The 13,863-nt window shown below is 69.8% G+C and carries 9 protein-coding genes; 4 read left to right on the top strand and 5 right to left on the bottom strand.

Annotation, left to right across the window (positions count from 1 at the left end; genetic code table 11):
- Nucleotides 1–42 precede the first annotated feature (42 nt).
- The 3 genes from glpK to AB0M11_RS11055 form a co-directional block, all read right to left on the bottom strand.
- Nucleotides 43–1,581 carry a glycerol kinase GlpK gene (gene glpK / locus AB0M11_RS11065; protein WP_365703741.1) on the bottom strand — a complete coding sequence of 513 codons (1,539 nt, stop codon included), beginning with the start codon at nt 1,579–1,581 and terminating at the stop codon, nt 43–45.
- A gap of 74 nt (nt 1,582–1,655) precedes the next feature.
- A complete protein-coding gene (locus AB0M11_RS11060) occupies nt 1,656–2,450 on the bottom strand; it encodes an MIP/aquaporin family protein (RefSeq protein ID WP_365703739.1) in 795 nt (264 codons plus the stop codon).
- Nucleotides 2,451–2,824: 374 nt separating this feature from the next.
- Nucleotides 2,825–3,589, bottom strand: a complete 765-nt coding sequence (locus AB0M11_RS11055) for an IclR family transcriptional regulator (RefSeq protein WP_365703737.1) — start codon at nt 3,587–3,589, stop codon at nt 2,825–2,827.
- Between the two features lie 360 nt (nt 3,590–3,949).
- Here AB0M11_RS11055 and metH point away from each other — a divergent pair, with 360 nt between their 5' ends.
- From metH to AB0M11_RS11040, 3 genes are all read left to right on the top strand, one after another.
- Nucleotides 3,950–7,465 carry a methionine synthase gene (metH, locus tag AB0M11_RS11050; protein WP_365703735.1) on the top strand — a complete coding sequence of 1,172 codons (3,516 nt, stop codon included), beginning with the start codon at nt 3,950–3,952 and terminating at the stop codon, nt 7,463–7,465.
- 139 nt (nt 7,466–7,604) lie between these two features.
- Nucleotides 7,605–8,306: an HAD family phosphatase gene (locus AB0M11_RS11045; protein WP_365703733.1), complete on the top strand. Its 702-nt coding sequence runs from the start codon at nt 7,605–7,607 to the stop codon at nt 8,304–8,306.
- Nucleotides 8,307–8,729: 423 nt separating this feature from the next.
- Nucleotides 8,730–10,334: an ABC transporter substrate-binding protein gene (locus AB0M11_RS11040; RefSeq protein WP_365703731.1), complete on the top strand. Its 1,605-nt coding sequence runs from the start codon at nt 8,730–8,732 to the stop codon at nt 10,332–10,334.
- 99 nt (nt 10,335–10,433) lie between these two features.
- Here the strand turns inward: AB0M11_RS11040 and AB0M11_RS11035 are convergent, their stop codons facing one another.
- Entirely contained in the window at nt 10,434–11,105 is a 672-nt protein-coding gene (locus AB0M11_RS11035) for a response regulator transcription factor (protein ID WP_030608351.1), read from the bottom strand.
- A gap of 16 nt (nt 11,106–11,121) precedes the next feature.
- Entirely contained in the window at nt 11,122–12,060 is a 939-nt protein-coding gene (locus AB0M11_RS11030; protein ID WP_365703729.1) for a RecB family exonuclease, read from the bottom strand.
- 140 nt (nt 12,061–12,200) lie between these two features.
- On the opposite strand from AB0M11_RS11030, the gene AB0M11_RS11025 reads away from it, so the two are divergent.
- Nucleotides 12,201–13,862, top strand: coding sequence for a site-2 protease family protein (locus AB0M11_RS11025; RefSeq protein ID WP_365703727.1), 1,662 nt, complete (start codon nt 12,201–12,203; stop codon nt 13,860–13,862).
- The last annotated feature ends 1 nt before the right edge of the window (nt 13,863 follow it).

Raw genomic sequence — 13,863 nt, 5'->3', positions numbered from 1 at the left:
ACTCCTCGTCAGAGCTCGATCGCGAGAGCTGGCGCGCTCTCGTCAGCTCTCGTCGTCGATCCAGCCCATGGTCCGGTCGACGGCCTTGAGCCAGTTCTTGTACTCACGGTCGCGGGTCTCCGCGTCCATGCGGGGGGTCCATTCGGCGGCCCGGCGCCAGTTGGCACGCAGTTCGTCGGTGCTGGACCAGAAGCCGACGGCGAGGCCGGCGGCGTAGGCGGCGCCGAGGCAGGTGGTCTCGGCGACCATCGGCCGCACCACGGGCGCGTCCAGGACGTCGGCGAGCTGCTGCATCAGCAGGTTGTTGGCGGTCATGCCACCGTCGACCTTCAGGGTCACCAGCTCGTCGCCGGAGTCCTTGGTCATGGCGTCCGCGATCTCACGGGTCTGCCAGGCGGTGGCCTCCAGGACCGCGCGGGCCAGGTGCGCCTTGGTGACGTACCGGGTCAGGCCGGCGATCACACCGCGGGCGTCGGAACGCCAGTGCGGGGCGAACAGGCCGGAGAAGGCCGGCACGAAGTAGGCGCCGCCGTTGTCCTCGACCGAGAGCGCGAGCGTCTCGATCTCGGCCGCGGTGGAGATCAGGCCCATCTGGTCGCGCATCCACTGCACCAGCGAGCCGGTGACGGCGATCGAGCCCTCCAGCGCGTACACGGTCGGCTGGTCGCCGATCTTGTAGCCGACCGTGGTCAGCAGGCCCGCGTAGGAGTTGATGATCTTGTCGCCGGTGTTCATCACCATGAAGGTGCCGGTGCCGTAGGTCGACTTGGTCTCGCCCTCGGAGAAGCAGGTCTGGCCGAACAGGGCCGCCTGCTGGTCGCCGAGCGCGGAGGCGACCGGGATGCCGCCGAGCAGGTCACCGAGCTTGCCGCCGGTGACCTCGCCGTAGACCTCGGCGGAGGAGCGGATCTCGGGGAGGATCTGCAGCGGCACGCCGATGGACTCGGCGATCTTCTCGTCCCACTGCGTGGTGTGCAGGTTCATGAGCAGGGTGCGGGAGGCGTTGGTCACGTCCGTGACGTGCTTGCCGCCGTTGACACCGCCGGTCAGGTTCCAGATGACCCAGGTGTCCATGGTGCCGAAGAGGATGTCGCCCGCCTCGGCGCGCTCCTTGAGGCCGTCGACGTGGTCGAGCAGCCAGCGGGCCTTGGGGCCGGCGAAGTACGAGGCCAGCGGGAGGCCGGTCTCGCGGCGGAAGCGGTCCTGGCCGACGTTGCGGCCGAGCTCGCGGCAGAGGGCGTCGGTGCGGGTGTCCTGCCAGACGATGGCGTTGTGGACGGGCTCACCGGTGTTCTTGTCCCACAGCACGGTGGTCTCGCGCTGGTTGGTGATGCCGATGGCCTTGATGTCGTCACGGGTGATGCCGGCCTTCTGGATGGCCCCGGCGACGACTTCCTGGACGTTGGTCCAGATCTCGTTGGCGTTGTGCTCGACCCAGCCCGGCTTCGGGAAGATCTGCTCGTGCTCCTTCTGGTCGACCGAGACGATACGGCCGTCCTTGTCGAAGACGATGCAGCGGCTGGAGGTGGTGCCCTGGTCGATCGCGGCGATGAAGGGGCCTGCGGTGTGGGCGTCGGTCACTGTGTGCTCCTCAGAGGTCCGTGTGTGCGGCGGTACGTCTGTTTACGTCTGCTTCTTCGGGGAGGCCTGACGCTCTAGGCGAAGGCGACGTTGTAGATACCCGCGGCTATGGCTCCGCCGATCAGCGGGCCGACCACCGGGATCCAGGCGTAGCTCCAGTCGGAACCACCCTTGTTGGGCAGGGGGAGGAGTGCGTGCACGATGCGCGGGCCGAGGTCACGGGCCGGGTTGATGGCGTAGCCCGTCGGGCCGCCGAGGGAGAGACCGATCGAGACGACCACCAGTGCGGTGATCAGGCCGCCCAGCACGCCGAGTCCGTTGCCCTTGTCGTTGAGGCCCTGGGTGAGGACCGCGAGGATCAGCACGACGGTGCCGATGATCTCCGTGGCGAGGTTCTGCACCGCGTTGCGGATCTCCGGGCCGGTGGAGAAGATGCCGAGCACCGGTCCTGCGCCCTGCTCCTGGGCCTCGACGGCCTTGGCCGTGGTGGCCTGCGCGCCCGGACCGCCGACGATCTCCTTGTCGGTGAGGTGGGCCTGGAACTGGCCGTAGTAGGCCACCCACACCAGGCTCGCGCCGATCATCGCGCCGAGCAGCTGTCCGGCGAAGTAGACCGGGACGTTGCTCCAGTCGCTGTTCTTGATGGCGAGCGCGACGGTGACGGCAGGGTTGAGGTGGGCACCGGACAGCGGTCCGGAGATGTAGACGGCCGTCAGGACGGCGAAGCCCCAACCGAAGGCGATGGCGAGCCAGCCGGCGTTACGGGCCTTGGAGGCCTTGAGCGTGACGGCGGCGCAGACGCCACCGCCGAGCAGGATGAGTATGGCGGTACCGATGGTCTCGCCGATGAAGATGTCGGAGCTGGACACCCGCGACTCCTTTGTCCTTCGTCCAGGGAAGCCGAACCCCGAGTCCCGTCGGGGTGTTGGCGCCCTCGGGGGTGAGAGCGATGTCGGCCTTTGGCGTTGTCACACTCTAGCGCGTATTGCCGGTAGGTGTTCGACAATGCCGACCGATGGACGGGAGTCTTGCTCCGGCGTTACGCGCACGTCAAGAGTTCTGTTATCGAAAGCGCGATCGTTATTGATCGCCATGAGTCGTCGATCGGCCTGGCCGTCCGCCGGGTGTCCAGTGAAAACTGCACTGATCTGCACCTTTGCCCTGTTATGTCCATCTCAGGGTACGACCGAGGCCGGTCCGCCGACACGCGAACCGGCCCCGGCCGTCGATCAGCGGCGCGCGCTCAGAAGCGGCCCGCGCCCAGGTCCCGCGAGACCGCGCGGGCGCAGTCCCGCACCGCCGCTATCAGGTCGGGCCGCAACTCCCCGTCCCTGCAGAGCCGTTCCACCGCGCCCGTGATGCCCACCGCGCCCACCGGCATACGGCGCCGGTCGTGGATCGGGGCGGCGACCGAGGCCACGCCCTCCCAGGTCTCCTCCACGTCGGCCGCGTATCCGCGCGCCCTGGTGATGTCGAGGATGTGCTCGAAGGCGTCCAGATCGCAGGTGGTGCGGTCGGTGAAGGGTTTGCGGTCGGCCTCCAGGGCCTCGCTGTGCGCCACCGGGTCGTAGGCCGAGAGCACCTTGCCCAGCGCCGTCGAGTGCAGCGGCTGCATGGCGCCGATCTCCAGCACCTGCCGGCTGTCGTCGGGCCGGAAGACGTGGTGCACGATCAGCACGCCCTGCTGGTGGAGCACGCCCAGGTACACGCTCTCCCCGCTGGAGCGGGCCAGGTCGTCCGTCCACACCAGCGCCCGCGCCCGCAGCTCGTGGATGTCGAGGTAGGTGGTGCCCAGCCGGAGCAGCTCCGCGCCCAGCTGGTAGCGCCCCGAGACGTCGTCCTGCTCGACGAATCCCTCCTGCTGGAGGGTGCGCAGGATGCCGTGGGCGGTGCCCTTGGCGAGACCCAGTGACGAGGCGATGTCCGACAGGCCGAGCCGTCGCTCGCCGCCCGCGAGCAGCCGCAGCATCGCGGCCGCCCGTTCGAGCGACTGGATGTTCCGTGCCATCGCCGTTCTGCCTCCGTCCCCGGTGACCCTCACCGTCACGACGCCGTAACCGTCGTTCGGCAATGTCGAACACTACCGGTCCATGTCGACTCCCCGCTAATGGTCCGTCGACATCCGTTACTTCACGTGTGGCCCGCCCTTGGGCACCCGGCCACACTCCCGCGCCCCGCACCCTGACCGCTGAGCGGCCGAAACGCCATGGCCGGCGTCATACTGCCCGGCCCACGGCTCACTCGTCCGCCACATGGACGCCCTGCCCATCCAAGCCCACTCCCGGTTAGGCTGGCGCCGTGCGTCCACCGCCGGGTCCGCCCGGAGAAACCGCATAGCCGACAGCCGTCGCATCCAAGGGAGCCCTTCATGGCCTCGTCGCCGCCGTCCCCTTCCACCGACAGCCGGACCCGTGTGTCCGCCCTCCGGGAGGCGCTCGCCACACGCGTGGTGGTCGCCGACGGAGCCATGGGCACCATGCTCCAGGCCCAGGACCCGACCCTGGAGGACTTCCAGGATCTGGAAGGCTGCAACGAGATCCTCAACCTCACCCGCCCGGACATCGTGCGTTCGGTCCACGAGGCCTACTTCTCGGTGGGCGTGGACTGCGTCGAGACCAACACCTTCGGCGCCAACTACGCGGCGATGGCCGAGTACGACATCCCCGAGCGGGTCTTCGAACTGTCCGAGGCGGGCGCCCGCATCGCCCGGGAGACCGCCGACGACTTCACCGCCCGCGACGGCCGCCAGCGCTGGGTCCTGGGCTCCATCGGCCCCGGTACCAAGCTGCCCACTCTCGGCCACGTCGGGTACACCACGATCCGTGACGCCTTCCAGCAGAACGCCGAGGGCCTGATCGCGGGCGGTGCGGACGCGCTGATCGTGGAGACCACCCAGGACCTGCTCCAGACCAAGGCGGCCGTCATCGGGGCCCACCGTGCCCGCGAGACCGCCGGCCTGGACGTCCCGATCATCGTCTCCGTCACCGTGGAGACCACCGGCACCATGCTGCTCGGCTCCGAGATCGGCGCCGCGCTGACCGCGCTGGAGCCGCTCGGCATCGACATGATCGGCATGAACTGCGCCACCGGCCCCGCCGAGATGAGCGAGCACCTGCGCTACCTCTCCCGGCACTCCCGCATCGCGCTGTCCTGCATGCCGAACGCGGGCCTGCCCGTCCTCGGCAAGGACGGCGCGAGCTACCCGCTCACCCCCTCGGAGCTGGCCGACGCCCACGAGACCTTCGTCCGCGACTACGGCCTCTCCCTCGTCGGCGGCTGCTGCGGCACCACCCCCGAGCATCTGCGCCAGGTGGTCGAGAAGGTCCGCGGCGTCACCCCGCCCGAGCGCAGTCCGCGCCCCGAGCCCGGCGCCGCCTCCCTCTACCAGACGGTCCCGTTCCGCCAGGACACCTCCTACCTGGCCATCGGCGAGCGCACCAACGCCAACGGGTCCAAGAAGTTCCGCGAGGCCATGCTGGAGGCCCGCTGGGACGACTGCGTGGAGATGGCCCGCGAGCAGATCCGAGAGGGCGCCCACATGCTGGACCTCTGCGTGGACTACGTCGGCCGTGACGGCGTCGCCGACATGGAGGAGCTGGCCGGCCGCTTCGCCACCGCCTCCACCCTGCCGATCGTCCTGGACTCCACCGAGGTCGACGTCATCCGGGCCGGCCTGGAGAAGCTCGGCGGCCGCGCGGTCATCAACTCCGTCAACTACGAGGACGGCGACGGCCCCGACTCCCGCTTCGCCAAGGTCACCAGGCTCGCCCGGGAGCACGGCGCCGCGCTGATCGCGCTCACCATCGACGAGGAGGGCCAGGCCCGCACTCCCGAGAAGAAGGTCGAGATCGCCGAACGGCTGATCGACGACCTCACCGGGAACTGGGGCATCCACGAGTCGGACATCCTCATCGACACCCTGACCTTCACCATCTGTACCGGCCAGGAGGAGTCCCGCAAGGACGGCATCGCCACCATCGAGGCGATCCGCGAGCTCAAGCGCCGCCACCCGGACGTCCAGACCACCCTGGGCCTGTCCAACATCTCCTTCGGCCTCAACCCGGCCGCCCGCATCCTGCTGAACTCCGTCTTCCTCGACGAATGCGTCAAGGCGGGCCTGGACTCGGCGATCGTGCACGCCAGCAAGATCCTGCCGATCGCCCGCTTCAGCGAGGAGGAGGTGCAGACCGCCCTCGACCTCATCCACGACCGCCGCGCCGAGGACTACGACCCGCTCCAGAAGCTCATGCAGCTGTTCGAGGGCGCCACCGCCAAGTCCCTCAAGGCCGGCAAGGCCGAGGAACTGGCCGCCCTCCCGCTGGAGGAGCGCCTCAAGCGCCGCATCATCGACGGCGAGCGCAACGGCCTGGAGGCCGACCTCGACGAGGCCCTGCGCACCCGCCCCGCCCTGGACATCGTCAACGACACCCTCCTGGACGGCATGAAGGTCGTCGGCGAGCTGTTCGGCTCCGGCCAGATGCAGCTGCCGTTCGTCCTGCAGTCCGCCGAGGTCATGAAGGCCGCGGTCGCCCACCTCGAACCGCACATGGAGAAGTCGGAGGCCGAGGGCAAGGGCACCATCGTCCTCGCCACCGTGCGCGGCGACGTCCACGACATCGGCAAGAACCTCGTCGACATCATCCTGTCCAACAACGGCTACAACGTCGTCAACCTCGGCATCAAGCAGCCCGTCTCCGCGATCCTGGAGGCCGCCGACGAGCACAAGGCCGACGTCATCGGCATGTCCGGCCTGCTCGTCAAGTCCACGGTGATCATGAAGGAGAACCTGGAGGAGCTCAACCAGCGCGGCCTCGCCGCCACCTACCCGGTCATCCTCGGCGGCGCCGCCCTCACCCGCGCCTACGTCGAGCAGGACCTGCACGAGCTCTACGAGGGCGAGGTCCGCTACGCCCGCGACGCCTTCGAGGGCCTGCGTCTCATGGACGCCCTCATCGGCGTCAAGCGCGGCGTGCCCGGCGCGGTCCTGCCGGAGCTCAAGCAGCGCCGGGTCCGGCAGACCCCCGCCGTCGAGGTCGAGGAGCGGCCCGAGGAGGGCCACGTCCGCTCCGATGTCGCCGTCGACAACCCCGTGCCCACCCCGCCGTTCTGGGAGACCCGCGTCGTCAAGGGCATCCAGCTCAAGGAGTACGCCAGCTGGCTGGACGAGGGCGCCCTCTTCAAGGGCCAGTGGGGCCTCAAGCAGGCCCGCACCGGCGAGGGGCCGACGTACGAGGAGCTCGTCGAGACCGAGGGCCGCCCACGGCTGCGCGGCCTCCTCGACCAGCTCCAGACGGAGAACCTGCTGGAGGCGGCCGTGGTGTACGGCTACTTCCGGTGCGTCTCCAAGGACGACGACCTGATCATCCTGGACGACCAGGGCAACGAGCGCACCCGGTTCACCTTCCCCCGCCAGCGCCGCGGCCGCCGGCTCTGCCTCGCCGACTTCTTCCGCCCGGAGGAGTCGGGGGAGACGGACGTGGTCGGCCTCCAGGTCGTCACCGTCGGCTCCCGCATCGGCGAGCGGACCGCGAAGCTGTTCGAGGCCAACTCCTACCGCGACTACCTCGAACTGCACGGCCTGTCCGTCCAGCTCGCCGAGGCCCTCGCCGAGTACTGGCACGCGCGCGTGCGCTCCGAGCTGGGCTTCGCCGGCGAGGACCCGGCCGACATCGAAGACATGTTCGCCTTGAAGTACCGGGGTGCCCGCTTCTCCCTCGGCTACGGGGCCTGCCCGAACCTGGAGGACCGCGCCAAGATCGCCGACCTGCTCCGGCCCGAGCGGATCGGCGTCCACCTGTCCGAGGAGTTCCAGCTGCACCCCGAGCAGTCCACGGACGCGATCGTGATCCACCACCCGGAGGCCAAGTACTTCAACGCACGCTGAGGCGTCCGGCGCGGCCCGCGGCGCGCCGAGACACGCGCCACAGAGCACACTGATCGGATAAGTCGTACACTGGTCGGTCCACAGCAGGCCGGTTCCCCGCATGGGAACCGGCCTGATCGTCCCTCAAGGAGGTACGTGGATGACCAGCACGGTCCCCGCGCTCGGAACCCGGACGGCCGAAGGCTCTGCCCTCCAGGCCGTGCTCCTCGACATGGACGGCACCCTGGTGGACACCGAGGGCTTCTGGTGGGACGTCGAGGTCGAGACCTTCGCCCGCCTCGGCCACGCCCTCGACGAGTCCTGGCGCCATGTCGTGGTCGGCGGCCCCATGACCCGCAGCGCCGGGTTCCTCATCGAGGCCACGGGCGCCGCCATCACGCTCGCCGAGCTCAGCGTGCTGCTCAACGACGGCTTCGAGGAGCGCATCGGCACCGCCCTGCCGCTGATGCCCGGCGCCCAGCGGCTGCTCGCCGAGCTGTACGAGCAGCAGATCCCCACCGCCCTGGTCTCCGCCTCGCACCGGCGCATCATCGACCGTGTCCTGACCGCGCTGGGCCCCCAGCACTTCACCCTCTCCATCGCCGGCGACGAGGTCTCCCGGACCAAGCCGTACCCCGACCCCTACTTGCTCGCCGCCGCCGGGCTGGGCGTGGATCCGGCCCGGTGCGCGGTCGTCGAGGACACCGCGACCGGAGTCGCCGCCGCCGAGGCGGCCGGCTGCCAGGTGGTCGCCGTCCCGTCGGTAGCGCCGATCGTCCCGGCCGAGCGACGTACTGTGGTGACCTCGCTGGAAGAGGTCGACCTGGCTTTCCTGCAGGGCCTGATGACGGAAATGCGCTAGCCGTTCACCCAGCGTACAAAGTCCATTGAGTGAAATCACCGCACTGATCACCAACGGAATTCGCACGTGTTCGACGGGCTGAATTCCGATACCCCGTCACAGAAATGCCCGTGTGACGTTCCCCACGTGCACGGAGAGTCGACAACGTTGGCCGACTGTGCAGTCCACCCCCGTTCGGGGGGAATCGGGGTGACCTTGTGTCCCGATTGGGGAGACGCTGCACTAATCCTGCCGCTGTCGGGTGTTCGGTGCGTCCACAACCGGTTCCCCTGCGTGATGGGGCCTCAACTCGCGCCGCTGCCAACCCTCCTGCGGACGCGGACTAATCTCGTCGCGAGAACATCGCCGTAACCCCCGTGATCCGCTTCGACACCCCATGCATGCGGGATACACGGACTCGATCAGCTCTGGAGAACTTCGAGCATGAACCGCAAGACTTTGGTGCTGCCGGCCGTCGTCGGCCTGCTCACTCCCGTGCTCGCCGCGTGCGGTGGATCCGGCAGCGGGAGCAGCAGCAGCGACGCGATCGTCGTCGGCACCACCGACGGGTTCACCGCCACGAAGGACGCCCCGGCGCCGATCGACCCCGCCTACTCCTACGACGTCGGCGGCTGGAACATCCTGCGGCAGACCGTGCAGACCCTCATGTCCCAGCCCAAGGGCGACGGCGACCCGGTGCCCGACGCCGCCGAGAGCTGCTCCTTCACCGACAGCGGCAGCGAGCGCTACGCCTGCAAGCTGCGGGACGGCCTGAAGTTCTCCGACGGCAGCGCCGTCACCGCCGCGGACGTCAAGTGGTCCATCCAGCGCGCCCTGAACATCAAGGCCGACACCGGTGTCTCCGCCCTCCTCTCGAACATCGACACCATCGAGACCCAGGGCGACCGCGACATCATCTTCCACCTCAACAGCGCCGACGCCACCTTCCCGTACAAGCTGTCCACCCCGGTCGCGGGCATCGTGAACCCGAAGGACTACGAGAAGGGCAAGCTCCGCGACGGCTTCGCCATCGACGGCTCCGGCCCGTACACCTTCAAGGCCGACGTCAAGGACGACAAGCTCGTCTCCGCCACCTTCACCAAGAACCCGAACTACAAGGGCAGCGTGAAGGTGAACAACCAGCAGGTCGTCCTGCGCACCTACGACGACGCCGCCGCCATGGGCGACGCGATCGACAAGGGCGACATCGACGTCATGACCCGCACCATGTCGCCGTCCCAGATCAACAAGCTCGACGCCGGCGACGACTCCAACGTCGACCTCGTGGAGATGTCCGGCCTGGAGATCCGCTACCTCGGCTTCAACACCGACGCCCCGACGGTCAAGTCCAAGGCCGTCCGCCAGGCCATGGCCCAGGTCATCAACCGCGACGAACTCGTCGCCAAGGTGTACGGCTCCCAGGCCGAGCCGCTGTACTCGCTGGTCCCGGCCTCCATCACCGGCCACTCCAACTCGTTCTTCAACAAGTACGGCGACCCCAGCGTCTCCAAGGCCAAGAGCCTGCTGACCGCGGCCAACATCATCACCCCGGTGAAGCTGACCCTGCACTACACGACCGACCACTACGGTCCGGCCACCAAGCAGGAGTTCGAGGTCCTCAAGCAGCAGCTCAACAGCAGCGGCCTGTTCGACGTCAGTATCCAGGGCACCCCCTGGGACACCTACCAGACGGCCGAACGCAAGGGTGCCTACGACGTCTACGGCATGGGCTGGTTCCCCGACTTCCCGGACGCCGACAACTTCCTCGCGCCCTTCCTCGACAAGGACAACTTCCTCAAGTCGCCCTACGTCAACAACAAGATCATCAAGACCCTGATCCCGGATTCCCGCCGCGAGGCCGACCGCGCCAGCGCCGCCGGCAGCCTGACCGAGATCCAGAACGACGTCGCCGACGACGTCCCGGTGCTGCCGCTCTGGCAGGGCAAGCAGTACGTCGCCGCCCGCGACGACATCACCGGCGTCGCCTACGCCATCAACTCCTCCGCCAGCCTCCAGCTGTGGGAGCTCGGCCGCGGCTCCAGCAGCTGACGCCCGGTCACACGCACGCGAAGGGCGCCCCTCTCAAGGAGAGGGGCGCCCTTCGCGTGCCCGGCGCCGTCCGCGTGCCCGGCGCCGTCGTCCCGCCGTCTACTGCGCGCCGGGCCGCACCAGACCGCTCTCGTACGCGTACACCGCCGCCTGCACCCGGTCCCGCAGCCCCAGCTTCGTCAGCACATGCCCCACATGCGTCTTCACCGTGGTCTCGCTGACGAACAGGTCAGCGGCGATCTCCGCGTTCGACAACCCCCGCGCCACCAGCTTCAGCACCTCCACCTCACGGTCGGTGAGCGTGTGCAGGGTGTCCGGCACCGGCTCCTCACCCGACGGCAGATGCGTCGCGTACTTGTCCAGCAGCCGACGCGTGATGCTCGGCGCCAGCATCGCCTCGCCGTTCGCCACCACCCGGATCGCCTGCACCAGCTCATTGGCCGGGGCGTCCTTCAACAGGAAACCGCTGGCCCCCGCGCGCAACGCCTCCACCACGTACTCGTCGAGATCGAACGTGGTCAGCACCAGCACCTTCGCCGGGCCGTCCCGGCCGGGACCGGTGATCTGCCGGGTCGCCTCCACACCGTCCATCCGCGGCATCCGGATGTCCATCAGCACCACATCGGGCTGCAGCGCCCGCACCTGGTCGAGGGCCTGCAGGCCGTCGCCGGCCTCGCCCACGACCGCGATGTCCTGCTCCGCCTCCAGAATCATCCGGAACCCGGTACGCAGCAGCGGCTGGTCGTCGACCAGTAGGACGCGGATGGCCACGATGAGTCTCCTTCTGCTAGTCCGCGCCCATTCTGCCCTGCGCCGCATCCCCGGACTCCGCCGACCTCACCGGCAGCGGATACGGCGGGGGAGTGCCACCGAACTCGGGACAGTGCGCCTGGTGGTCGCACCAGCCGCACAGCTTCGTCGGACGCGGCCGCCACTCGCCCGACTCCGTCGCCCGCCGGATCGCCTCCCAGAGCGCGAGCAGCTTGCGCTCCACCCGCTGCAGATCGGCGAGCACCGGGTCGTACGTCACCACGTCACCGCTGCCCAGATACACCAGCTGCAGCCGCCTCGGCACCACGTTCTTCAGCCGCCACACCACCAACGCGTAGAACGTCATCTGGAACAGCGCGCCCTCGGCGTACTCAGGCCGCGGCGCCTTGCCCGTCTTGTAGTCGACGATCCGCACCTCACCCGTCGGCGCCACGTCCACCCGGTCGATGATCCCGCGCAGCCGCAGCCCCGACTCCAGCTCGGTCTCCACGAACAGCTCCCGCTCCACGGGCTCCAGCCTGACCGGATCCTCGAGCGTGAACCACCGCTCGACGAGCTGCTCCGCCTCACCCAGCCAGCGCGCCAGCCGCTCGCCCTGCGGATCCTCCCCGAACAGCTCCCCGAGCTCCGGCCGGGACTCCCGCAGCCGGTCCCACTGCCCCGGGATCAGCGACTTGGCCCGCGGCGCCGTCCGCTCCGCCGCGGGCGCGTCGAACAGCCGCTCAAGAACCGCGTGCACCAAAGTCCCCCGCGTCGCCGCCTCGCTCGGCCGCTCCGGAAGCCGGTCGATCACCCGGAACCGGTACAGCAGCGGACACTGCATGAAGTCACTGGCCCGCGACGGCGACAGCGAGGCGGGCGGCCCGGCCGCCCTCCCCGCCGCCGTGACCGGCACTTCCCCCTGTGCGACGACCGCGTCCCGACCCGGCGAGGCGTCCTCGATGCTGCTGTCCATGACCACAGACCATACGGCCCGCCACTGACAGTCACCCAACCCACGAGCCCCCCGGCCCGCCCAGGGGGTGCCGGGGCGGAACACGCCACGACGGCCGCATACCATCGACCAGAGACGGACATGACTAACGAGGGGACACCGTGGACGTGAGCGGCGGCAGCGGGCAGCCCCGGTCGGACAACCCCGACCCGACCGAGCACCGCCCGGGGCCCGCCGAAGGCGGCCCCGACCCCACCGAACCCCGCCCCACCGCCCCCACCGACCAGGCCGAACCGGCGCAGCGGACACCCGCCGAGGAGCCCGCGCCCGAGGCCCCGGGCACACCGAAGACCCCGGAGGCCCCGAAGACCCCGGAGGCCCCGGAGACCCCGGAGGCCCCGGAGACCCCGGAGGCCCCGGAGACCCGCCAGACCTCGGAGACCCCGGATACCGCGGATACCGCGGATACGCCGAAGGCACCGGCAACCCCCGAGACGTCGGCAACGCCGGAGCCGGAGCCGGAGCCGGAGCCGGAGCCGGAGCCGGAGCCGGAGCCGGAGCCGGAGCGCGAGCCGGAACCCGCGTCCCGCGCCGACGCGGCCCGTGAAGGCGGCCGCCCGGACCCCGCGCCGGCCGGCATGGCCAAGGGACAGCCGCCACGGCGGCCCAAGGAACCCGGAGGCGGACTGCTCATGGGGCGGCCCTTCGGCGTCCCGGTCTACGTCGCCCCCAGCTGGTTCCTCGTCGCCGCCCTGATCACCTGGGTCTTCGGCGGCCAGCTCGACCGCGTACTGCCCGAACTCGGCGCCGCCCGCTACCTCGTCTCCCTCTTCTTCGCCATCGCCTTCTACGCCTCCGTCCTGGTCCACGAACTCGCCCACACGGTCGCCGCGATCCGCTTCGAACTCCCCGTCCGCCGCATCCAGCTCCAGTTCTTCGGCGGCGTCTCCGAGATCGAGAAGGAAGCCGAGACCCCCGGACGCGAGTTCGTGCTGGCCTTCGTCGGCCCGCTGCTCTCCCTCGTCCTGTCCGGCCTCTTCTACCTCGCCATGCAGCCCGTCCGACCCGGCACCGTCCCCGGCGTCCTGCTGGCCGGCCTGATGGTCTCCAACCTCATCGTCGCCGCCTTCAACCTCCTGCCCGGCCTGCCCCTCGACGGCGGCCGGATGCTCCGCGCCGTCGTCTGGAAGATCACCGGCAAACCCATGAGCGGCACCATCGCCGCCGCCTGGGTCGGCCGCGCCCTCGCCGTCTCCGTCCTCATCGGCCTCCCGCTCCTCAACCACTGGGGCGCCTTCGGCGGCGGCACCGACGACAGCAGCGGCATGGACGCCGTCACCGACGCCCTGCTCGCCGCCATCCTCGCCGCGATCATCTGGACCGGCGCCGGCAACAGCCTGCGCATGGCCCGGCTCCGCGAACACCTCCCCGAGCTGCGCGCCCGCACCCTCACCCGCCGCGCCGTCCCGGTCGAGACCGACACCCCGCTTTCCGAAGCCCTGCGCCGCGCCAACGCCGCCGGCGCCCGTGCCCTGGTCGTCGTCGACGCCGACGGCACCCCCCTCTCCCTCGTCCGCGAGGCCGCGATCGTGGGCGTACCCGAGCACCGCCGCCCCTGGGTCGCCGTCAGCGGCCTCGCCCAGGACCTCACCGACGGAATGCGCGTCTCCGCGGAGCTGGCGGGCGAGGACCTCCTGGACGTCCTGCGCGCCACCCCCGCCACCGAATACCTGGTCGTCGAGGAGACCGGCGAGATCTACGGCGTGCTGTCCGCGGCGGACGTGGAACGCGCCTTCGTCAGAGCAATGGCCAGGCCGGCCTGAC

Origin of the sequence: Streptomyces sp. NPDC051987 (assembly GCF_040680735.1) — a bacterium.
Classification (GTDB): Bacteria; Actinomycetota; Actinomycetes; order Streptomycetales; family Streptomycetaceae; genus Streptomyces.
Note: the sequence above shows the minus strand (reverse complement) of the source record. Positions and strands in the feature narration are given on the sequence as shown.